At 72.0% G+C, this 21,920-nt stretch carries 17 protein-coding genes; 3 read left to right on the top strand and 14 right to left on the bottom strand.

All coding sequences use genetic code 11. From position 1 onward, the window contains the following. Positions 1–62: 62 nt before the first annotated feature. From atpB to glyA, 4 genes are all read right to left on the bottom strand, one after another. A complete protein-coding gene (gene atpB, locus AB0B94_RS19600; protein ID WP_091405892.1) occupies positions 63–860 on the bottom strand; it encodes a F0F1 ATP synthase subunit A in 798 nt (265 codons plus the stop codon). An 11-nt stretch (positions 861–871) separates the two neighbouring features. Next, positions 872–1,108: an AtpZ/AtpI family protein gene (locus tag AB0B94_RS19595; RefSeq protein ID WP_091405894.1), complete on the bottom strand. Its 237-nt coding sequence runs from the start codon at positions 1,106–1,108 to the stop codon at positions 872–874. 181 nt (positions 1,109–1,289) lie between these two features. Then, entirely contained in the window at positions 1,290–1,715 is a 426-nt protein-coding gene (locus AB0B94_RS19590) for a hypothetical protein (protein WP_357281776.1), read from the bottom strand. Next, positions 1,708–2,997, bottom strand: coding sequence for a serine hydroxymethyltransferase (gene glyA, locus AB0B94_RS19585; RefSeq protein WP_357281773.1), 1,290 nt, complete (start codon positions 2,995–2,997; stop codon positions 1,708–1,710). The genes AB0B94_RS19590 and glyA overlap by 8 nt, the downstream gene beginning before the upstream one ends. A 35-nt stretch (positions 2,998–3,032) precedes the next feature. On the opposite strand from glyA, the gene AB0B94_RS19580 reads away from it, so the two are divergent. Beyond that, positions 3,033–4,496, top strand: a complete 1,464-nt coding sequence (locus AB0B94_RS19580; RefSeq protein ID WP_357281769.1) for an SDR family oxidoreductase — start codon at positions 3,033–3,035, stop codon at positions 4,494–4,496. A gap of 171 nt (positions 4,497–4,667) precedes the next feature. Here the strand turns inward: AB0B94_RS19580 and AB0B94_RS19575 are convergent, their stop codons facing one another. The 4 genes from AB0B94_RS19575 to prmC all read right to left on the bottom strand — a co-directional run bounded on the left by AB0B94_RS19575 (position 4,668) and on the right by prmC (position 9,092). Next, positions 4,668–6,779, bottom strand: a complete 2,112-nt coding sequence (locus AB0B94_RS19575; RefSeq protein WP_357281767.1) for a transglycosylase domain-containing protein — start codon at positions 6,777–6,779, stop codon at positions 4,668–4,670. Between the two features lie 106 nt (positions 6,780–6,885). After that, entirely contained in the window at positions 6,886–7,497 is a 612-nt protein-coding gene (locus AB0B94_RS19570) for a phosphotyrosine protein phosphatase (RefSeq protein ID WP_357281765.1), read from the bottom strand. Next, positions 7,498–8,145: an L-threonylcarbamoyladenylate synthase gene (locus AB0B94_RS19565; RefSeq protein ID WP_091406475.1), complete on the bottom strand. Its 648-nt coding sequence runs from the start codon at positions 8,143–8,145 to the stop codon at positions 7,498–7,500. Next, the gene (gene prmC, locus AB0B94_RS19560) at positions 8,145–9,092 is read right to left on the bottom strand and encodes a peptide chain release factor N(5)-glutamine methyltransferase (protein ID WP_357281762.1); all 948 of its coding nucleotides are present in this window, start codon (positions 9,090–9,092) and stop codon (positions 8,145–8,147) included. Before prmC ends, AB0B94_RS19565 begins: the two co-directional genes overlap by 1 nt. 73 nt (positions 9,093–9,165) lie before the next feature. Here prmC and AB0B94_RS19555 point away from each other — a divergent pair, with 73 nt between their 5' ends. Beyond that, positions 9,166–10,710, top strand: a complete 1,545-nt coding sequence (locus AB0B94_RS19555) for a GGDEF domain-containing protein (protein ID WP_238670541.1) — start codon at positions 9,166–9,168, stop codon at positions 10,708–10,710. A 154-nt stretch (positions 10,711–10,864) separates the two neighbouring features. Here AB0B94_RS19555 and prfA read toward each other — a convergent pair whose 3' ends face one another. Both prfA and rpmE read right to left on the bottom strand, forming a co-directional pair. Beyond that, positions 10,865–11,953: a peptide chain release factor 1 gene (gene prfA, locus AB0B94_RS19550; RefSeq protein ID WP_238670542.1), complete on the bottom strand. Its 1,089-nt coding sequence runs from the start codon at positions 11,951–11,953 to the stop codon at positions 10,865–10,867. A gap of 133 nt (positions 11,954–12,086) precedes the next feature. Next, positions 12,087–12,311: a 50S ribosomal protein L31 gene (gene rpmE, locus AB0B94_RS19545; RefSeq protein ID WP_030333150.1), complete on the bottom strand. Its 225-nt coding sequence runs from the start codon at positions 12,309–12,311 to the stop codon at positions 12,087–12,089. Positions 12,312–12,586: 275 nt separating this feature from the next. Between rpmE and AB0B94_RS19540 the strand changes: the two genes are divergently transcribed. Beyond that, positions 12,587–13,483: an AAA family ATPase gene (locus AB0B94_RS19540; RefSeq protein WP_357281758.1), complete on the top strand. Its 897-nt coding sequence runs from the start codon at positions 12,587–12,589 to the stop codon at positions 13,481–13,483. Positions 13,484–13,526: 43 nt separating this feature from the next. Here the strand turns inward: AB0B94_RS19540 and AB0B94_RS19535 are convergent, their stop codons facing one another. The 4 genes from AB0B94_RS19535 to AB0B94_RS19520 form a co-directional block, all read right to left on the bottom strand. Beyond that, complete coding sequence (locus AB0B94_RS19535; protein ID WP_357281756.1) at positions 13,527–17,021, bottom strand: phosphodiester glycosidase family protein; 3,495 nt, start codon at positions 17,019–17,021, stop codon at positions 13,527–13,529. Between the two features lie 183 nt (positions 17,022–17,204). Further along, complete coding sequence (gene rho, locus AB0B94_RS19530; RefSeq protein WP_357281752.1) at positions 17,205–19,367, bottom strand: transcription termination factor Rho; 2,163 nt, start codon at positions 19,365–19,367, stop codon at positions 17,205–17,207. A gap of 297 nt (positions 19,368–19,664) precedes the next feature. After that, positions 19,665–20,609 carry a homoserine kinase gene (gene thrB / locus AB0B94_RS19525; protein WP_357281749.1) on the bottom strand — a complete coding sequence of 315 codons (945 nt, stop codon included), beginning with the start codon at positions 20,607–20,609 and terminating at the stop codon, positions 19,665–19,667. 64 nt (positions 20,610–20,673) lie between these two features. Further along, complete coding sequence (locus AB0B94_RS19520; protein ID WP_357281746.1) at positions 20,674–21,918, bottom strand: MFS transporter; 1,245 nt, start codon at positions 21,916–21,918, stop codon at positions 20,674–20,676. Positions 21,919–21,920 lie beyond the last annotated feature (2 nt).

Raw genomic sequence — 21,920 nt, 5'->3', positions numbered from 1 at the left:
TGTGGTTCCTCCTGGTTATCACGCGTGACTCTCACGCGGGACGACAACGGTTGGTGCGTGGATCAGTGCTCTTCGGCGAGCGCACCCTGGATGTAGCTGGCGCTCAGCACGGTGAAGACGTAGGCCTGCAGGACGATGACCAGCGCCTCGAGGAGGGTCAGCGCCACGGTCATCACCCAGGAGACCACCGAGATCGGCGCCAGCCAGGCGTTGGCGTTGAGCATCGCGAAGCCGCCGAGCGTGAAGACCAGCAGGAGCATGTGGCCGGCGAACATGTTGGCGAAGAGACGAACGGCCAGCGAGAACGGCCGGATGATGAAGGTCGAGAACGCCTCGATCGGGATCAGCAGCGGCAGGATGTACCACGGTGCCGGTGGGATCAGGGCGTGCTTGAAGTATTTGCCGAAGCCGTGGTGCCGGATGCCGATGTAGTTGAACAGCACGTAGCTGATCACCGCGAGGATCGCCGGGAAGGCGATGTGCGAGTTCGGCGAGATCTGGAAGAGCGGAATGATCGCGAACGCGTTCGTCAGCAACACGAAGCAGAACAGCGTCGTGAAGTACGGAGCGAACCGCACGCCCTGGTGACCGATCATGTCGACCGAGATGTTGTTCCGGACGAATCCGTAGATCGACTCGGCGAACCACTGCTTCTTGGTCGGCACCAACTTCGGGTTCCGGTACGTCGCCAGGAAGAAGATGATCAGAACGCCGACCGCGATCCAGATCATCAGCGTGAACTTGGTGAACCACGGAGCGTTCTCCACACCCCAGGGCGCGATCGCGGGCAGGTAGAAGTCGTCCACACTGGGTGGGAATGCCGCCTGGCCCGCTGCCAGAACGTTCGCCTGTCCGAACACCGTGTCCCTTCCTAAGTAGGCGTGCCGAGCCGACGGACGACGAGGATGATCCCCCCGGTCACGCCGAGCACGACGCCGATCCCGGTGGCGACGCCACCGGTATCGAGCCACTGGTCGACCAGCCAGCCGATGAAACCCCACACGAGCATTCCTCCGATGAGGTAGCTGAGCGCGGTCCAACCCTGACCGGCGCCGGACGGATAATCGTCCGGTTCACCGGCGGGACGGGGGGTTTGGTCACCAGCCATGACGGGGCGAACGATATCAGCCGGGAAGACGAGGCTGTGCCTCACCCCCCGCACAACCGTCGTTGTGTGGGCTTCTCGTGGGCGCCGTCGTCTGTGGGCACGCTACTCCCCTTCCGCCCGTCGGAAAATGACCGGAGGCCGACACATTGCGGCGCGTCCGCTGGTTGGGACGACCGCCAGGTCAGCCGCGGGGCCGGCGAGCGTGCACCGCGGTCAGCCACCAGAGGTGTACCGCTGTCCACACTGCCACCCCGGCGACGATGCCAAGGCAGAGAGGGATCAAACCGGGCCAACCGGTCGACGCCACAGCCACCAGCACCACACCCAGCAGGCTGAACTTCAGCACGTACAGGCCCACCCCGAGCGGCAGCAGCAACTGCGGGTTGATCTGGTCGGCCCGGGCCAGTACCACAGTGGTGAGGGTGTAGCTGAGCACCGTGACGCCCACGCCGGCCGCCGCGCCGAGCGCCCCCGTCACGCCGCCGGTCACAGCGCCCACCACCGCGGCGACAACGGCGAGCGCCGCCGACGCGCCCAACAACACCGGCAGGTGCCGCAGCCGCCACCGCCGGTCGGTGCCCGGCTCGACCACCCCGGGCTCAGCCACGGGGGTACGCCGGAAACGCCGCTACCAGCTCGGACACCTCGGCACCGAGCCGGACCAACTCGTCGGCCCCACCCGGGGCACCGGGATCGGTGCGCACCGCACGGGCGATCAGGGTGGCCACCTGGCGCAGCTCCCCCTCGCGCATCCCCTGCGTGGTGACGCTCGGGGTGCCCACCCGGATGCCGGAGGCCACCATCGGCGGCTGCGGGTCGTACGGGATGGCGTTCTTGTTCAGGGTGATCGACGCGGCGTCGCAGCGTCGCTCGGCCTCCGTGCCGGTCACCCCCAGCTCGCGCAGGTCGATCAGGGCGAGATGGGTGTCGGTGCCACCGGACACCGGGCGCATCCCCTCGTCGGCCAGCCCGGCGGCGAGCGCCTGGGCGTTGCTGACCACCTGCCGGGCGTAGGTCTGGAACTCCGGCTGGGCGGCCTCGCGCAACGCCACCGCCTTCGCCGCCACCGCGTGCATCAGCGGACCGCCCTGGGTGAACGGGAAGACCGCCTTGTCGATCCGCTGGGCCAGCGACTCGCGGCACAGGATCATGCCGCCGCGCGGGCCGCGCAGCACCTTGTGGGTGGTGGCGCAGACGACATCGGCGTACGGCACCGGGGACGGGATCGCCCGGCCGGCGACCAGGCCGATGAAGTGCGCCGCGTCCACCATCAGGTACGCGCCGACCTCGTCGGCGATCTCCCGGAACCGCGCGAAGTCGATCAGGCGCGGGTACGCGGTGGCCCCACAGATGATCAGCTTGGGTCGGTGCGCCCGCGCCAGGTCCCGTACCTCGTCGTAGTCGATCTGCTCGGTGTCCGGCCGGACCGGGTAGCCGACCGGGTGGAACCACTTGCCGGAGAAGTTCACCCGGCTGCCGTGGGTGAGGTGCCCGCCGTGCGGCAGGTCCATCGCCAGCACCGTGTCCCCCGGCTGCACCAGCGCGGCGTACGCGGCCAGGTTGGCGCTCGCCCCGGAGTGCGGCTGCAGGTTGGCGTGCTCGGCCCCGAACAACTCCTTGGCCCGGGCGATGCCGATCTCCTCGGCCCGGTCCACCTCGGCGCAGCCACCGTAGTAGCGCCGGCCCGGGTAACCCTCGGCGTACTTGTTGGTCAGTGTCGAACCGAGCGCGGCCAGCACCGCCGGCGAGGTCAGATTTTCGCTGGCGATGAGCTGAAGGCCGCCCCGCAACCGGTCCAGCTCGCCGAGGACCACCCCGGCGATCTCCGGATCGGTGGCCCTGAGCTGCGCGAAATCCGGCCCCCAGAAGGTGCTCGTCTCGGTCTCCACAGCGAACGAGTCTAGGGGGCCGCAGACTGGGACCTGTGAGATGCCTCGTCACCGGAGCGACCGGCTACATCGGCGGGCGGCTGACGCCGCTGCTGCTCGCCGATGGGCACACAGTGCGTTGCCTCGCCCGCAAGGCGGTGCGACTGCGCGACGTGCCCTGGGCCTCGGCGGCCGAAATCGTCGAAGGGGACCTGAGTCGACCGGAGACGCTGACCGCCGCGTTCGCCGACGTGGACGTCGCGTACTTCCTGGTGCACTCGTTGGGCCGCTCCGACTTCGAGGCGGCCGACCGAACGGCGGCGACCAACTTCGCGGCGGCGGCGCGCGCGGCCGGCGTACGGCGGATCGTCTACCTGGGCGGCCCGGAGCCGGCGTCCGACGCGGAGGTGCCCTCCCCGCACCTGCGGTCCCGTGCCGAGGTCGGTCGGATCCTGCTGGAGAGCGGGGTGCCCACCGCGGTGCTCCGTGCCGCAGTGATCATCGGGTCCGGCTCGGCGTCGTTCGAGATGCTGCGTTACCTGACCGAGCGGCTGCCCGCCATGATCACCCCACGCTGGGTCCGCAACCGGATCCAACCGATCGCGGTCCGCGATGTGCTGCACTACCTGGCCGGCTGCGCCGAACTGCCGGCCGAGGTCAACCGGGGCTTCGACGTCGGCGGGCCGGACGTGCTGACCTTCCGCGAGATGATGCAGCGCTACGCCCGGGTTGCTGGGCTGCGCCAGCGGATCATCGTGCCGGTCCGCCCGCTCACCCCGTCGCTCTCCTCGCACTGGGTCGGTCTGATCACCCCGGTGCCGAACAAGATCGCCCGCCCGCTGGTGGAGAGCCTGATCCACGAGGCGATCGCCCACGAACACGACATCGCCCGCTACGTCCCCGACCCGGCCGGCGGGCTCACCGGCTTCGACGAGGCGGTGGCGCTGGCGCTGGCCAAGGTGCGCGACGCCCAGGTGGAGACCCGCTGGTCCACAGCGAGCGGCCCGGACGCCCCCGCCGAGCCACTGCCCAGCGACCCGGTGTGGTCCGGTGGCACCGCCTACACCGACGTCCGGGAACGGGTCGTGGACGCGCCGCCCGCGGCGCTCTGGCGGGTCGTCGAGGGCGTCGGCGGCGAACACGGCTGGTACTCGTTCCCCCTCGCCTGGTCGATCCGCGGCTGGCTGGACCGGCTGGTCGGCGGGGTCGGGCTACGCCGGGGTCGACGCGACCCGCACCGCCTCCAGGTCGGTGAGGCGCTGGACTTCTGGCGGGTCGAGGAGATCGTCCCGGGCGAGTTGCTGCGACTGCGCGCCGAGATGCGGCTACCCGGCCGGGCCTGGCTGGAAATGCGGGTACTACCGGCCGACGACGGCAGCAGCCGCTACCAGCAACGCGCCGTCTTCCTGCCGCGTGGCCTGCCGGGGCACGCCTACTGGAAGTCGGTGGCCCCGTTCCACGCTGTGGTCTTCGGCGGAATGGCCCGCAACATAGCCCGCAACGCCGAACAACCCCGCTAACCCGCTCCCCGCTCCCCGCTCCCCGCTCCCCGCTCCCCGCTCCCCGCTCCCCGCTCCCCGCTCCCCGCTCCCCGCGATCTTGCCCTTTGTGTTGGCGATTTGCAGACCTTGGCGCCTTTTGTCGCGGCAGAAAGTGCAAGATCGGCGAGCGGGGTGGGGTGGGGTGCGGGGTTAGTTGCCGGCTTGGGGTTGGGTTTGGAAGGCGGTTCGTTCGCTCGGCGGGACGAAGTCGCGGACCGGTTGGTCGCGCAGGGCGAAGGCGAGCACCTCACCGACCGCGTTCACTATCTGGGCCTGCACCGTCTGACCGACAGCGTCCCGGGGATCGTCCGGGTTCGCGGCCATCGAGGCGACCGCGAGCTGCGGCGTGAACGCCACCACCGTCTCCGTCTCGTACCGCTCCGAGCTGCCCGTCTTTCCCGCCACCGGACGGCCGAGCTTCGCCCGCAACCCGGGTGCTGTGGCGCCGTCGCAGCGTCCGTACATCGACTGGTCGCCGACCGGGCAGCGGGCCGCGTCGGTGGCCGCCCGCGCCACGTCGGGGTCGAGCACCTGTCGGCAGTCCGGCTTGGCGGCGTCGACCGGCCGGCCGCCCGAGTCGGTGATCGAGACCACCGGCAGCGGCGCGCACCAGGTCCCCTCGGCCGCCACGGTGGCGTACGCGCTGGCCAGGTCCAACGGGGTGGTCGCGGCCACGCCCAGGGTGAACGGACCCCAGTCCTTCGCGCCGTAGCGGGCCAGCTTGGCGTCGGATTCGGCCCGCAACACGATGCCGAGCCGTTCGGCCATCTCCACCACCCGGTCGGCGCCGACCTTCTCGGTGAGCCAGGCGAAGTACGTGTTCACCGAGCGGCCGAACGCGCTCCACATGGTGCGGGGGCCGTCCATCGACGACGGGCTGGCGTTCGCCGGGCACCACCGTCCGTCGCAGCTCGCCTCCCCGGTCACCGGAAAGCGGGTGAGCAACTGCGTCGGCGCCACGAAGCTTGTCGACAGCGGCAGGCCGGACTCCAGCGCGGCCAGCAGGGTGAAGAGCTTGAACGTCGAACCGCCCTGGTACCCCTCGATCGCGCCGCCGCCGGCGACCAACTGGTTGACGGTGTTCGGGCGGTTCTTCTGCCCGACCGGGTTGTCCGCCACGCTGTAGGCACGGTTCACCGACATCGCCAGCACCCGCCCGGTGCCCGGTTGCACCACTGCGGTGGGCACCGCCTCGGCCCTCGTCGTCGGATAGATCTTCAGCACCTGCTCGGTGGTGGCCCGTTGGACCGCCGGGTCCAGCGACGACACGATGGAGAAGCCGCCCCGGCGCAGCGCGCGCTGCCGGTCGTCGGCGGTCGCCCCGAACGCGGACTGGCTGCTCCACCAGCGGGTGAACCAGTCACAGAAGAAGCCCCAGTCGTTGTGCCCGTCGGGCACTCCCGTGCAGTCGTTCGGGGTCTCGCTGGGCCGCAGTTGCAGCGGTTCGGCGCGGGCCGCCGCCGCCGCGTCCGCCGGCACCTGCCCCGTCTCCACCAGCCGCTCCAACACGTACGACCGTCGGGCAACGGCGCTGTCGGCGTCGCCGTTGATCGGATCGTCGCTGTCCGGCGAACGCACCAGACCGGCGAGCAGTGCCGCCTGGGCCAGTGTCAACTCGGCCGGGGACCGGGAGAAGTACCGCTTGCTGGCCGCCGCGATGCCGTACGCCCCGGCACCGAAGTAGGCGATGTTGAGGTAGCGGGTGAGGATCTCGTCCTTGTCGAGTTCCCGCTCCAACGCGAGCGCGTACCGCATCTCCTGGAGTTTGCGGACTGTGGTGAGTTCGGTGGCGGCGTCCCGTTGCGCCTCGGTCAGCCGAGGGTCGTTGCTGAGCACGTTGCGGACGTACTGCATGGTCAGCGTGGAGGCGCCCTGCCGGGTCTGGCCGTCGCGCTTGTTGACTGTGAACGCGCGCACCACGCCCCGCAGGTCGACCCCGCTGTGCTGGTAGAACCGGACGTCCTCGGCGGCCACGATCGCCCGGCGCATCACCGGAGCCACCTCGTGCAGCGGCACGTCCACCCGGTCCTCCTGGTAGAAGGAGGTGATCAGTGTGGTGCCGTCGTTGGCGTAGAGGTTGGAGCGCTGCGCGGTGGGCGGCGTCCGGAGTGTGTTCGGCAGCTCCGAGTACGGCGTCGACAGGGCGCTGAAGCCGATCCCGAAGACCAGGGCTGCTGGCAGTGCGGCGGCGGCCAGCACCAACCCGGCCAGCACTCCGGCGATCACCACGGTCAGCAGTTTGTCGAATTGGGCCCGGATCATCAGCTCTCCCCGCAGGAGCCGGTCACGCTAGGACCCGTTCAGAATGACCCGGAACGCCCCTTTAGCCCTGGGTTTTCCCCAAACCCGGAGGAAACTCGCACCACGCTCAGGGCAGCAGCGCGCCGGCCAGCGGGTGGACCGTCTCCTCGATCTCGTCGGCGACCCGGCTGAAGCACTGGTCGCCACGACCCCACGGGTCGTCAAGATCATCGGTGGTCAGCGCCGAGGCGCCGAGGCGCGCGTCGTGAGCCGCCGCCACCAGTGCCACTCCACGGGCGTAAACGGCCTCCGGAGTGGCGTCACCCGGCGGCAGCGCGGTGGCGTCCACAGCAGCCAGCAGCCGACCGAACTCGCCCAGCACGAATGTGCGGGCCGCCGCGTCCGGACGAAGCGCCACCACGTACTCCTGCTGATCGGCGGTGGCGGTCAGGACCAGGTCGGCGGCGTCGATGTGGTCCGAGCGCAGCTTGCGCGCGGCGAACCCTTCCACGTCCCCACCACGGCCGGTGACCTGCCGTGCCGCCGGCGGGTTCATCTCCTCGCCCGCGTGCCAGCCACCCGTGCCGGCGCTGTGGCTGTGCACCAGCTCCTCGGCCTGGGCCGGGTCCTGCGAACGCCGGGTCAGCCGCTCCCGCACCGCCAGGGCGAGCAGCCGCTCCGCCATCGGTGAGCGGCAGATGTTGCCCATGCAGACGTGCAGAACAGTGAAGGGGGGCACTCAGACCGCCCGACCGTCGACGAGGTCCGGAACCACGTCGCGCAGCTTCTCCAGCGGGATCGCCCCGGCCCGCAGGAGCTGTGGCACCTCACCGGTCAGATCCACGATCGTGCTCGGCACCGGATCCGGGCAGGGACCGGCCTCCAGGTAGGCCCGCACCGAGTAGCTGAGCTGGTCACGCGCCTCGTCGGCGGTGACGGCTGCCGGCTGGCCGGTCTTGTTGGCCGACGAGACCGCCATCGGACCGGTCTCGCGCAGCACCTCCAACGCGACCGGGTGCAGCGGCATCCGCACCGCCACCGTGCCGGTCTTGTCGCCCAGGTCCCACTGCAGGCTCGGCGAGTGCTCGACCACGATCGTCAGGGCACCCGGCCAGAACGCCTCCACGAGGTCCCGTGCGGCGGTGGGCAGCGAGAAGACCAACCCGTCCAGGGTGTGCCGCGAGCCGATCAACACCGGCGGCGGCATCTGCCGACCCCGGCCCTTGGCATCGAGCAGCGCCTTCACCGCGTACGGGGTGAACGCGTCCGCGCCGATCCCATACACGGTGTCCGTCGGAAGAACAACCAGCTCGCCGTTCTTGACCGCCTCGATCGCCGCAGCGATGCCGCGGTCCCGATCGGCGGGCGACCGGCAGTCGTAGAGCATCACGAGGAGTCAGTCTGCCACGCCGCCCCGATCGGGGCGTGCTGGCCGTCCGCCCGTCGGGACGCCGTCGCGTAGCGGGGACGCCCGGTGAGGTCCAGATGCTCCGCGACAGCGGTGAAGCCGTCGCCCTGGGCGAGCAGCTCGGGCACCGCCACACCGTGGGTGTCGTCGTGCTCGACGCCGAACACGCCGCCCGGGCGCAACAGCACCGCCGCCCGGGCGACGACCGGTCGGATCACCACCAGACCGTCCGCGCCGCCGAAGACCGCTTCCGCGGGGTCGTGCCCGGCCACCTCCGGCGGGACCACCACGTCGTCCGGCACGTACGGCGGGTTGCAGAGCAGCACGTCCACCCGGCCCACCAGCTCGGCCAGCAGGTCCGGCGCTGTCACGTCGGCCTCTACCACCTCGATCGGGCGGTCCCCCGCCGCGGCGCGCTCCGCCGCGTTGCGGCGCAGCCAGGCCAGCGCCTCCGGGGACCGCTCCACCGCAATCACCCGCGCTCCCGGCAGCTCCTGAGCCACCGCCAACGCGATCGCACCCGAGCCGCTGCACAGGTCCACCACCACCGGGTCGGGTCGACCCTGGGCCTGCTCGACACCCCAGCCGGCCAACAGCTCGGTCTCCGGCCGGGGCACGAAGACACCGGGGCCGACCGACAACTCCAGGTGCCGGAACGCGGCCCTACCGGTCAGGTACTGCAACGGCTCGCGCGCGGCGCGGCGGCGCGTCAACCCGTCGAGCCGCACCAACTGGTCGTCGCTCAGGTCGTCGGCGAGAGCCAACCGACCCCGGGGAACCCCCAGCACGTACGCCGTCAGCAACTCGGCCTCCACCCGGGCGGACCCGACCCCGGCGGCGGCGAGCGCGCGGGCCACTCGGGCCACCGCGGCGGACGGCCGGATGGGGCCTGTCCCTTCGGGGGGGTGTTGCGGCAAAGTACTCACGACATAATCATGAAGCGTCGCGGGCGACGTGACGAACAGGTGCGCCCGGGCGCGCACGACAGGAGGTTGACGGGTGGGCTGGCTCGACCGGGTCGATGACCAGGTTGACGCCCTGACGCACGCCCGGGCGTTGCAGGAGGCCAGCCGCTCTGCGGAGGCGTACGTCCTGCTGGAGCGTGTGATCCGCACCACCAACGACCCGGCGGCGCGAGCGGACGCGATGGTGCAGCGCCTCTCCGCGCTGATCAATCTCGGTCGGACCGCGGAGTTCACCCGGGCCATCGAAGAGGCGTCGGCGGCGGTCCGCGACCTCGCCGAGCCCTATCTGCACGGTCACCTCAACGCCCTCGCCGCGCTCGCCGCGCACCACCAGGGCGCACTGGACCGCTGCGTCATGCACCTCGTCCGAGCGGCCCGGGCGCTGGGCGCCGTCGCCGACCCGGACCGGGACACCGCCTGGGGCTGGCACGACCTGGCCATGGCCTACAGCTACCTCAGCTTCCACGGGTACGCCCTGGGCGCCATCGAACGGGCCCGGCAGCTCGGGCTGACCGCCGGGATCCCGGAGGAGACGTTCGCCGCGCCGGGCATCCGGCTGCGCAACGCCGTGGCCCTTGACCACAACGGCGACAGCGATGGGTGCCTGCGGGTGCTCCGGGACGTGGCCGCCGACCTGACCCGCTTCGTCCGTGCCGGCCGGGCCGGCCAGCTACGCCCGAGCAGCCTCGCCGCGTACGGCTACGCGGCGGCCCGACAGGCGGCGCTCGGCGACCAGGTGGCGACCGAGGGCCCCGAGCCGGCCCGGTTGATCACCCATGGCGGGGACAGCGCCCGCGCCCGCGACCTGCGTCAGCTAGGGCAGGTGTGCCTCGCCGTCGCCGACGGTCGGCCGATCGAGGCGGTCGCGCGACTGGACACCGTCCAGGTCTCCAACGAGACGCTCGGGGCGGCCGAGCCGGCCCGGCTGCGCAGCATCGCGTTGACCCGCGCCGGGGACCACCTGGCGGCGCACCGGGCCGACCGGCTGGCGTTCCGGCTCGCCGCGCAGCGCAACGACAGACTGCGCGACGTCTACATCGACGGCATCGCCGCCCGCATCGACCACGAGGAGATGCGCCGCGAGGCGGCGCGCTTCGAGGGCGAGGCGTTGACCGACCCGCTCACCGGGCTGCCGAACCGCCGCCGGCTGGAGCGCTACATCACGGCCGTGGTCACCCGCGGCGATCGGGTGGTGATCGGCGTCTGCGACCTGGACGGCTTCAAGGCGGTGAACACCCGGCACGGGCACCACTCGGGCGACCTGGTGCTGCAACGCATCGCTGGCGTGATCAACCGGGTGATGCGCCGGGGCGACTTCGTGGCCCGCTACGGCGGTGACGAGTTCGTTGTGGTGCTGCCGGACACCGGCATGACCGAGGCCACCGAGGTGGCCCGCCGGATCGAGGCCGCGGTCCGCCTGGAGGACTGGGAGTCGTTGGTCCCGGGCACCCCGGTCGGGGTCAGCATCGGCTTCGCCGAGGTCTCCGGTGGCAGCGGGCTGCGCGACGCGCTCAGCGTCGCGTTCGAGCAGGCCGACCGCGAGATGCTCCGCGCCAAGACCCGCCCCCGCGCGAGCTGATCGCCCCCCCACCCGGCGGGGTCGATCAAGGAGTTGTGGTGCCTCAGAAAAGCCCCACGACACCACAGTCGACCCACCACGACTCCATGATCGACCGGGTGGGCCGGCGCCAGCTCGGTGCCGCGGTCAGCGGCGGGTCAGCTCGGTGCCGCGGTCAGCGGCGGGTCAGCTCGGTGTCGCCGGCGAGCCGGGCGGCCCGGTCGGCCTCGGTGAGGGCGTCCAGCACCCCGTCCAGCTCGCCGCCGAGCGCCAGGTCCAGGTTGTACGCGGTGTAGCCGATCCGGTGATCGGTGATCCGGTTCTGCGGGAAGTTGTAGGTGCGGATCCGCTCCGAGCGGTCCACGGTGCGCACCTGCGCCTTGCGCGCGTCCGAGGCGGCGGCGTCGGCCTGCTCCTGGGCAGCGGCGAGCAGCCGGGCCCGCAGGATCCGCATCGCCTGCTCCCGGTTCTGCAACTGGGACTTCTCGTTCTGACAGGAGACGACGATGCCGGTCGGCAGGTGGGTGATCCGCACCGCCGAGTCGGTGGTGTTCACCGACTGGCCACCCGGGCCGGACGAGCGGAACACGTCGATGCGCAGTTCGTTCTGGTCGATCGTGACGTCGACGTCCTCGGCCTCCGGCAGCACCAGCACTCCGGCGGCGCTGGTGTGGATCCGGCCCTGCGACTCGGTCACCGGGACACGCTGCACCCGGTGCACGCCGCCCTCCCACTTGAGCCGCGACCAGACGCCGTTGCCGCCGTCCGGCACCCCCTTGGTCTTGATCGCCAGGGAGACGTCCTTGACCCCGCCGAGGTCGGAATCCTGCGCGTCGATCACCTCGGTGACCCAGCCGTGCCGCTCGGCGTACCGGGTGTACATCCGCAGCAGGTCACCGGCGAACAGCGCCGACTCCTCGCCACCCTCACCGGCCTTGATCTCGACGATCACGTCCTTGGCGTCGTGCGGGTCGCGCGGAATGAGCAGCTCGGCGAGCCGCTCCTCCAGCACCGGCAGGGACCCGGCGATGGCATCCGCCTCACCCGCGAAGGACGGGTCCTCGGCGGCCAGCTCGCGGGCCGCTGCCAGATCGGCGCGGGCCTGCTCCAACTCGTCGGCGGCCTTGTGCAGCGGCACCAGCTCGGCGTACCGGCGGCCGACCCTGCGCGCGGTCGCCTGGTCGGCGTGGATGGCCGGGTCGGCCAACCGCTTCTCCAGCTCCGCGTACTCGTCGAGAAGGCCGGCCAGACGCTCGCTGCTCATGCTGCGGATGCTCCTTCGACGGTGCGCGACGACCGGGCCGGGGCCGGGGGGCCAGCGGCCGGGCGGAAGTGGAGGAAAACGCGGACGGCGCCCGCGTCCGGTGAAAAACCGGACGCGGGCGCCGAACGAGGAGTTACTTGGCCTTCTTGGCCTGAACCTTGGCGTACTTCTGCTGGAACTTCGCGACCCGGCCGGCGGTGTCGAGGACGCGCTGCTTACCGGTGTAGAACGGGTGGCAGGCGCTGCAGGTCTCGGCGTGGATCGCCCCGCCCTTGGCGGTGCTGCGGGTCGTGAACGTGTTGCCACAGGAGCAGCTGACCTCGGTGGTCACGTACTCCGGGTGGATGTTTGCCTTCATGTCGCCTCGGTCCTCTCGTTGGTGGTCGCCGGGTCGCCGTCATCACTCGTCGCGCCGTACGCGACGGGCTCGGGCGTGAACCGGAACCGGTGGCCGATTGACCAGTGTGCCATGGGCCTGAGCCCACCCGGTAATCGGGCCGCACACCTCGTCCGGCATCGTCAACACGGGCCTACCCGTCCGCATTCCCGCCGGCTGGTGGGGCATTCGCGCGTCCGGCGGACCGCCGCCAGGTACCCCGGCCGGGGTACGCCCGTCGAGCCGGAGGTGCGCCGATGACACGCCTGATCGCCACCCGGGGACTGCCCGCCTCCGGCAAGACGACGTTCGCCCGTACGCTCCAGCCGTCGGTGCTCCGGGTCAACCGGGACGATCTGCGCCGGATGCTGCACGGCGAGCGGTTGTTCACGCAGTGGGCCGAGGCGCAGGTGACCGCCGTACAGCGGGCTCAGGTCGAGGCGCTGCTGCGGGCCCGAGCGGACGTCTGCGTGGACGACACCAACCTGCGCGCGCGAACCCTGCGGGGCTGGGCCGAGCTGGCCGCCCGCCACGGCGCCGACTTCGAGGTGCACGACTTCACCGACGTGCCGCTGGACGAGTGCCTGCGCCGCGACGCCGCCCGTCCGGCCGCCGAGCAGGTCGGCGCGGACGCGATCCGCCGGCTGCACGAGCGGTACCTACAGGGGCGGGAGTTGCCGTTGCCGGTGCCGCAGGCCCGCACCGGACGCCCCGCCGTGGTGCACCCGCCGTCGACCGAGCCACCGGAGATCGTCCTGGTGGACATCGACGGCACCGTCGCGCTGGCCGTCTCCCGCAGCCCGTACGACATGACCCGGGTGGACCAGGACGCGCCGAACCCGGCGGTGATCGCGGCGGTCCGGGCGATGCACGCGGCCGGGTACGGGGTGGTCTTCTGCTCGGGGAGGGACGCCTCCGCCCGCCCGGCCACCGAGGCGTGGCTGGCCCGGCACGTACGTGTGCCCTACCTGGGCCTGCACCTGCGGGCCGTCGGCGATGCCCGGAAGGACTCGATAGTCAAGCGGGAGATCTACGACCGGGAGATCCGGGACCGTTACCGGGTGGCGGGCGTCTTCGACGACCGTGTCCAGGTGGTCCAGATGTGGCGATCTCTCGGTCTCGCCGTCTTCCAGGTGGCCGACGGCGACTTCTGAGGTGTCCGGACGGGCCCCGCGCGTGGGGGCCCGTCCGGACAGTTCACCCGGTGACGGTGGTGATGGCCTCGGCGCGGACCCCGTTGACCTCGACCGTCAGCCGGATCGGCGCGCCGGGCCGCAGCGCCGTCAGGGTGCCGGTGGCCGGGTCGAATCGGGCCGTGTGCCACTGGCGCACCCCGGCCGCCGAGCCGACGTGCACTCCCGGCGAGGCCGACCAGTCGGCGCTGACCGGGGCGGCCACCGGGACCGTACGCCCACCGGGTTGGGTCAGCATGGCGGTGACCGACGCCGGGGTGCCGACCGCGACGCTGGCCGGGGCGGTCAGCGCGAGCCGATCGGTGTGCGCGTGGAACTCCGCGTCCACCCAGCGCGGGCCCTCGGCGAGCGGGTCACGACGGGCCCGGTCGGCCTCGGCCGGGGTCACCGGGTCCACGCCGAACTCCGTCCAACCGGTGAAGCCCCCCTGGTCGGCAGGGGTGGACGGCGTCTTGCCCGCGTTGCCGTTGATCACGTACGGCACCCCGTCCACCCGGTCGGCGTGGAAGGTGCCGACGTGCCCGCCCACGAACAGCGCGCCCTTGCCGGTGCGGTGCTGGAAGTCGGCCAGCCACTGCTCCAGCAGCGCCGCCTCCTTGCGGTCGCCGAGCTGGCTGGCCTGCGCCGGGCTGGGGTCACGCGGCGGGTGGTGGTGCAGGACGACGACCGAACCCACGCGCCGGTCGGTGGCCGCCGCGTCCAGCGTTTCGCGCAGCATCCGTACCTGGTCGAAGCCGCCGCCGCGCAGCGTCCCGGTGGACGAGTTCAGCGTGACGAACCGGGTGCCGTTGTGGTCGAACACCCGGGAGGTGGCACCGAAGGCGGCAGCGAAGTTGCTGATCGGGGCGCCCATGATCTCGTGGTTGCCGGGCACGTAGTACCAGGGCAGCGCGTCGCCCAACTCCTCGTCGAGGATCCGCCGGGCCAGCGCGAAGTCCGCCGGGTAGGCGGTGTCCACGAAGTCGCCGTTGATCAGGAGGAAGTCCGGCCGGGCCGCCCGCACCTCGCGCAACGTCCGCCGGGCCTGGGCAACGAGGTCACTGTCCGGGTCGGCGGCGACGAACTGGGCGTCGGAGAGCACCGCGAACCGCCACGGCGCGCCGTCCACGGTGCCGTCGCGCACCACCACCCGATCGGTACGCGGGGCCACCGCCGGCACGTCGACAGTCGGTGGCACCTTCGCCACCAGGTCGTCGATGATCACCTCGCTGGTGTACTGCGCCGCGGCGTTCGTCTCGGCCACGTAGAAGCGGCGTACCCGCACCGGGTACTGCACCCCGGCCGGCACCGCGAACTCCACGTACCGCCAGCCCGTCCAGGTGATCAGTGGGCCACGCAGCACGTGCTGGGTGTCCTGGGCGTCGTGCAGGTGCAGGCTGGGCCACTCCCCGGTGCCGTTGCCGTGGATCCACATCCCGAACGCCTGCGGCTGACCGGGCACCTCGATCCAGGCGGGCGGGTCGGCGTACGCGGCCCGGGTGCCAGTGGACTGGCCGAAGTCGTACGACATTCGCAGGCCGGTGCCGCTGTGCCCGGGGGCCGGCGCCACCGAACCACTGGCCCGGGCCTGGCTGAACCGCCAGGACGCGGCGTCGTCGAAACCGGCGACCGGCACGTCGGTCAGCCCGACGGTGACCGGCAGGACAGCGCTCGTGCGTCCGACGTGAACGGTCACCAGGCCCGAGCCGGTGTCCCGCAACGCGGCGATGGACAGGTTGCCGTCCCTCGTGGGGGTGATCCGCAGCAGGTCCCGGTCGTAGTCGAGGGTGAGGTCGGCCGGCTCGATCGGCGCGGTGTTGCCTTCGGCGTCGTACCCGACCACGCCGACCACCGCGTTAGCGTCCCGGCCGACCAGTCCGACCCGCGGCGCGGTGGCCCCGATCCGGGCCAGCGGGCCGAGCACCGTGAGGTTCAGCGAGCCGGTGACCCGCCCCCGTGCGGCGGTGACGGTGCTGGCCCCCGGCGCGCCGGCGTGGAACACGCCGTCACTGTCGACCCGGCCGCGTACCGCCGGGGTCGCCCGCCAGGTGGGGGCGCCGGCCGCCGGGCCGTACGTCTCGTCGTAGCCGGATGCGGTGATGGTGCGGGTCAGCCCGGGGAAGACCCGGTCGGGCCGCCCGCCTCGCACCGGTGAGACGCCCGGGGCGGCGGTGGGGTCGCTGGCCGTCTCGACCCAGTAGCCGGTGAGTCGCCCGCTGCCCTTCGGCGCGTAGATGGCCAGGCCGTTGGGCACGGCCCGCTCGCTGCCGTCGGAGGGGCCGTTCTCCAGTTGCACGGCGGGCGCGCCCGGCTCCCGGGCCAGCAGCGTGGACGATCCGCCACCGTCCAGGTTGAGCGCGTGGTGGGCGCCCAGTTCGGCCATCATCCGGCCCATCTCGGTCTGCGTCACGCCACGGCTGTCGACCTGACGCCCGTCCACCGTCAACATGATCATCTTGCGGCCGTCGGCGCTGAACCCGACGGCGGTGCGGGGGGCGAGGGTCGGGTCGGCGATGCTCTGCACGACGCCGTCGCGGACCAGGACGTTGCCGCCCCCGACCGCCGCGTGCAGGGTGCTGCCGTCGGCGGGCTTCGGCCGCCAGGCCACCGCCACCGGGTCACCGGGGCGCAGGGCGGCCAGCGCGTCCGCGCCGAGGTCGCGGCCGAGCAGCACGGTGCTCCCCGCGACGATCGGGCCGCTGCCGGCCACGCTTCCCACAGCGGCCACCCGGCCGCCGGTCACTGTGACCTCGACCACCCGGTCCGCGCCCTCGACGGCACGCTGCCGGGAGTACGTCCCCCACAGCTCGGTGAAGGCGCCGATGCCGTCGGCCTGCACCATGTTGTTGAACTGGGTCAGCGGGACCGGCCCGGTGGGCAGTGTGGCGCTGCCGTCGAAGTTCACCTCGATCACCCGCCCGAGCCCGTTCGTGGTGACCGCCACCGCGTTGCGGTGACCGCTGACCGCCGACTGGATCAGCTCGCCGTCACGGACGCCGACGCCCTGGGCGGCGCCGGAGTTGTTGATGTCGAAGAAGTCGCCGTTGACCGCGGCGACGGCGTGCGTCTGGTCCACCGCCTCCCGCAGCGGCTCGGCCCGGCTGACAGCGCCGGAGTTGACGTAGTCGACGGTGGAGCCGCCGGCCAGGTCGGTGGTGAGCGCATCGGCGCGCAGCCAGCCCTCGGCGTCGTACCTGTCGAAGGACGTCAGCTGCACGCCCGGCGCGACCGGCCGGGTGGCCTTCGTGGTCTCCAGCCCGCCGGCCGGCTCCAGACCACCGGCGCCGGTGGTCGGGGCGGTCGCGGCTGTCGGGGCGGCGGCCAGGCTGACCGAGCCGGCCGGACGGGAGGACGCGGGCGGCGCGTCCTCGGCGATGGTGGGTGAGGCCACTGACGTTGCGGCCACTGTGGGCGGGTCGATGGTGGGCGCGGCGGTGGCCGGCGGCGACAGGGCCAGGGCGAGCAGCGGCGTCAGCAGCAGGACGCCGGTGCGGCGGGCGGATCGTCTGCGGGTACGCATGGACGACAGTCAACCCGGCAATGAATAGAAGTTTCAATACCTGTCGACTTAACCGAAGGAAAATTCCATCACCTCACGCCGCAAGCGTCATCTCCCGCCCGCCGACCGCGGATGTCGGCCAGCGGACATGACGAAGGGGCACGGCCGCGATGGCCGTGCCCCTTCGTCGTCACGCGGGGATGGTTACTCCCCCGGCGTCGACTTCGCGATCTGCATCAGGAACTCGATGTTCGTGCGGGACTGCTTGAGCCGGTCCAGCAGGAGATCCATCGCGGCCTGCGAGTCCAGCGAGTGCAGCACCTTCCGGAGCTTGTGGATGATGGCCAGCTCTTCCGGTGCGAGCAGGACCTCTTCCTTACGCGTACCGGACGGGTTGATGTCGATGGCCGGGAAGGTCCGCTTGTCGGCGATCTTCCGGTCCAGCTTCAACTCGGCGTTGCCGGTGCCCTTGAACTCCTCGAAGATGACCGTGTCGGCCATGGAACCGGTCTCCACCAGCGCCGTGGCGATGATGGTCAGCGACCCACCGTTCTCGATGTTGCGGGCCGCGCCGAGGAAGCGCTTCGGCGGGTAGAGCGCCGTGGAGTCGATACCACCCGACATGATCCGGCCGCTGGCCGGCGCCGCCAGGTTGTACGACCGACCGAGCCGGGTCACCGAGTCGAGCAGCACGACGACGTCGTGTCCAAGCTCGACGAGGCGCTTGGCCCGCTCGATGGCCAACTCCGCCACTGTGGTGTGGTCCTGCGGCGGACGGTCGAACGTGGCCGCGATGACCTCGCCCTTGATCGACCGCTGCATGTCGGTGACCTCTTCAGGCCGCTCGTCCACCAGCACCACCATCAGGTGGCACTCCGGGTTGTTGCGGGTGATCGCGTTCGCGATCGCCTGCAGCACCATCGTCTTACCCGCCTTGGGCGGAGACTGGATGAGTGCCCGCTGGCCCTTGCCGATCGGCATGACCAGGTCGATGACCCGGGTGGTCAGGATGTGCGGCTCGGTCTCCAACCGCAGGCGCTCCTGCGGGTAGAGCGGGGTGAGCTTGTAGAACTCCGGACGACGCCGCGCCTCCTCCGGCTCCATCCCGTTGATCGTGTCCAGCCGCATCAGCGGGTTGTACTTGTCGCGCCGCTGGTCGCCGCTGTTGCCGCCCTCTCGGGCCGCCCGCACCGCACCGGTGATCGCGTCACCGCGGCGCAGGCCGTACTTCTTGATCTGGGACATCGAGACGTACACGTCGTTCGGGCCGGCCAGGTAACCGGTCGTCCGCACGAAGGCGTAGTTGTCGAGCACGTCGATGATGCCGGCCACCGGGACGAGCACGTCGTCGTCGTTGACCTGCGGCTCACGTCCGCCGGTGTCGGCACCGGTCTCGGTGCGCTCGCCGCGCCCGCGGCGACGGTCCCGGAAGCGGCTGCGCCGGCCGCGCCGGCCGCCACCCTCGTCGTCGTCGTCGCTGTCCCGCTCGGCACGCTGACCACGGTCGTTCCGGTCGTTGCGGTCGTTGCGGTCGTTGCGGTCACCGCGGTCGGGTCGGTCGTTGCGCTCGGCACGCTCGCCCCGATCGGCACGCTCGCCCCGGTCGTTGCGCTCGGCCCGCTCGCCCCGATCGGCACGCTCGCCCCGGTCGTTGCGCTCGGCCCGCTCGCCCCGATCGGCACGCTCGCTCCGGTCGTTGCGCTCGCCCCGCTCGGCACGCTCGCCCCGGTCGGCACGGTCGCCCCGGTCGGCACGGTCGCCCCGGTCGGCACGCTCGCCCCGGTCGCCCCGCTCGGCGCGCTCCGGACGCTCGGCCCGCTCGCGGCGGTTCTCGCCACGGTCGGCCCGCTCGCCGGCTTCCGCCTCGTCGGTACGCGGCTCGGTCGCCCGCGCTTCGGTCGCCCGCGGCTCGGTCGCCCGCGCCTCAGCGGGGCGAGCCTCGGTGGTGCGGGCCTCCGCCGTTGCGGTCCGGCTCCGCCGGGTGCGGCTACGGCCCTCGGTCTCGGCGGCCGGCTCGGCCGGCGCCTGCTCGGCACCGCGTCCTTCGGCTGCCGGCCGGTCGGCGGTCTCCCGCACCTCGGCGCGCACTCCCTCACGGGTCGGGGCGGCCGCGGCCGCGACCTCGGCCCGTGGTCGAGGGGTCCCGGCGGCGTTGCCGCCCTGCCGCTCGGAAATCGCGGCGATCAGCTCGCCCTTGCGCATGCGAGCCGTGCCGGAGATGCCGAGCGACGCAGCCAGGCTCTGCAGCTCCGGCAGCAGCATCGCCGACAGACCGGTGCCGCTACGCCGACGACGGGCGGGAGCGGCTGCGGTGGCATCGCCAGCGACGTTGGAAACATCCGACGTCACGTCGGTGGTGTCGCTCAATGGATTCCTTCCCTCGATAAGGCCGGGACTGCCCGGAGTCGGAACTCAGGTGGCCGGGCGGCCTCGGTGCACCCGCCTCGCAAGGACGCGTCGCGGGAGTCTGTGACACAGCAGCCGGTCGGTATCCCGACTCACCAACGTCGGTGAGCAGGTCTCGCCGTCTGCGGCGACCTGTGGAAACTGCGGTGCGGCGTGGGCCTTTGGCAGGGGTAGACGGGCTGACCGCCGAGAGCTTCGGGGGTGCGCCGCCCCGCAGGAGATCGCGTGCTTCGCGGCTGTGCTAGGTCTAGAGCGTAATCAACTCTTCCGACCTGCGGCAACAGGGTCCCGCTCGGCGTGTCCAAGTCTACCCCGAGCGACCCGCGCGCCGCTGACGTCTATCGGTAACTGCCAGATCTCCCAGTCTGTTCCCACCGGGAAGCCCGCTGGAGGCTGGCTGAGCGCCAGCACAGTCGGCCCCGCCCCACTGACCACAGCTGCCACATCGGCCGCACGCAACGCGCTGACCAGGGCAGACGTGCTTGGCATCCCGGCGGCGCGGTAATCCTGGTGGAGTCGGTCGACGGTGGCCGGCAGCAGCAGGGACGGGTCCGTGGTGAGCGCGTGCACCAGCAGCGCCGCCCGCCCGGCGGTCAACGCGGCGTCACCATGAGGCACGGTTGCCGGCAGAGCCGCCCGCGCGGTCGCCGTCAAACCACGCTCCGCCGGGACGAAAACAGTGGGGCGCACCGCCGCGGCGACCGGCAGGGAGACCGCCCGGGCACCGCCCGGCTCGGACCAGGCCAGCGTGAAACCGCCGAGCAGGCACGGCGCCACATTGTCGGGGTGGCCCTCGATCTCGGCGCACAGCCGCAGCGCAGCGGCGTCGTCGAGGCGGTCCTCCCCATCGACGACGAGGGCACGGGCCAGCAGCACCCCGGCGACGATCGCAGCGGACGAGGAGCCCAGCCCTCGTGCCTGGGGGATCCGGTTGACGCACTCCACGCTCAGCCCCGCGGGGTGGGCCCCGAGCACGTCGAACGCGGCGCGCATGGCACGCACCACCAGGTGCCGGTCGTCGTCTGGCAGCTCACCGGCGCCCTGCCCGGTCACTGTCACCCGGACACCACCCGAGGCGATCTCGGCGGCCACGTCGTCGTAGAGCCCGAGCGCGAGACCCAGCGCGTCGAAGCCTGGGCCCAGGTTGGCGCTGGTCGCCGGGGTGCGGACCCGGACCGGCTCGGCGGTGAAGTTCGTCGGCACGCGCTCATGCTAGGGCCCGGGACCGACGAGTTGGTCCCGCGCCCGCTGCCTGGGACCGCCGAGTTCAGCCGGCGGGGTCCGGGACCGGCTCGACGGCCGGGTCGGTGAGCGACAGCCGACGGGTGGCGATCCGCCAGCCGACCGCGTACACGAGAGTGATCAGACCGCAGCCGGCGAGCACCACCCGTTCGTCGACCGAGTCCACCACCAGGGCCACCGCCAGCTGACTCACCGAGATCGCCAGCGTCGCCAGCATCATGTCGGTGGCGAAGACGCGGCCCCGCAACCGGTCCGGAACTTCCCCCTGGAGGGCGAAGTTCGACATCACCCAGTTGCTGCCACCCGCGAAGTGCGCCACGAAGACCAGCAGCAGCACCAGCGGAAACCATCGCACCACCGAGGTGCCCAGGTAGGACAGGCCGTAGAGCGACATGGACAGCGCGAGCCCGGGCAGCAGCCAGGCCCGGTTGGTCAACACCCGGCGCATCAGGATCGGCCCCACCAACGCTCCCGCGCCGCGTACGGCGAAGAGCAGGCCGGCGCCGAGCGGGCCCACCCCGTACACGCCGGCCAGCAGCGGAAACACTGTCAGCACGCCGTTGCCCAGGCCCACCGCGGACTTGACGGTGACCAGCGCGAGCACCCGGGGGCGGTGGCCGATGTAGCCGAGCGCCTCGCGGACCGCCGACCACGTTCGCTGGGCTGGTTGGTCGGCGTCCCGGGGCGCCTGCAACGGCCGGCGGATCCGGGTGGCGAGGGTCGCGGCAACCGCGAGGCTCGCCGCCGCCACCCAGAAGCAGACGTACGGGCCGGCAGCGGTGCTGAGCACGCCGCCGAGCGAGGCACCGACCACTGTCATGGTGCCCCAGGCCGAACCGGCGACGGCGTTGCCCGCGGCGAGTTCGTGCGGCTCCAGCACGTTGGGCAGCGCGGCCTGGGCGGCCGGCGAGTAGAACGCCTTGGCGACCGCCACCGCGCCGATCGCCACCAGCGCCAGCCACGCCGTTCCGGCGTTGCGCACGCCGAGCAGCAGCAACACGCCCGCGAGCGCGGCCACGTTCGCGGCGATCATGATCTTCCGGCGGTCGAAGCGGTCAGCGATCGTGCCCGTGTACGGAAGCAGCAACGCCACGATGCCGGTGTCCACCGCCAACACCAGTGCGCCCCAGACGCCGCTGCCGGTCAGTTGCGGCAGCAGCACCAGCAGCGGCACCATGACGAACCAGTCGGCGCCGAAGACCACCAACTCGGCGAGGAACAGGTTGCGGAAGCTCCGATTGCCGGTCAGAACCGAGAGGGTGGACGCCACGG

Origin of the sequence: Micromonospora sp. NPDC048986, assembly GCF_040649335.1 — a bacterium.
GTDB lineage: Bacteria > Actinomycetota > Actinomycetes > Mycobacteriales > Micromonosporaceae > Micromonospora > Micromonospora alfalfae.
The sequence above is the reverse complement of the archived record's forward strand: the minus strand, read 5'-3'. Positions and strand labels throughout refer to the sequence as shown.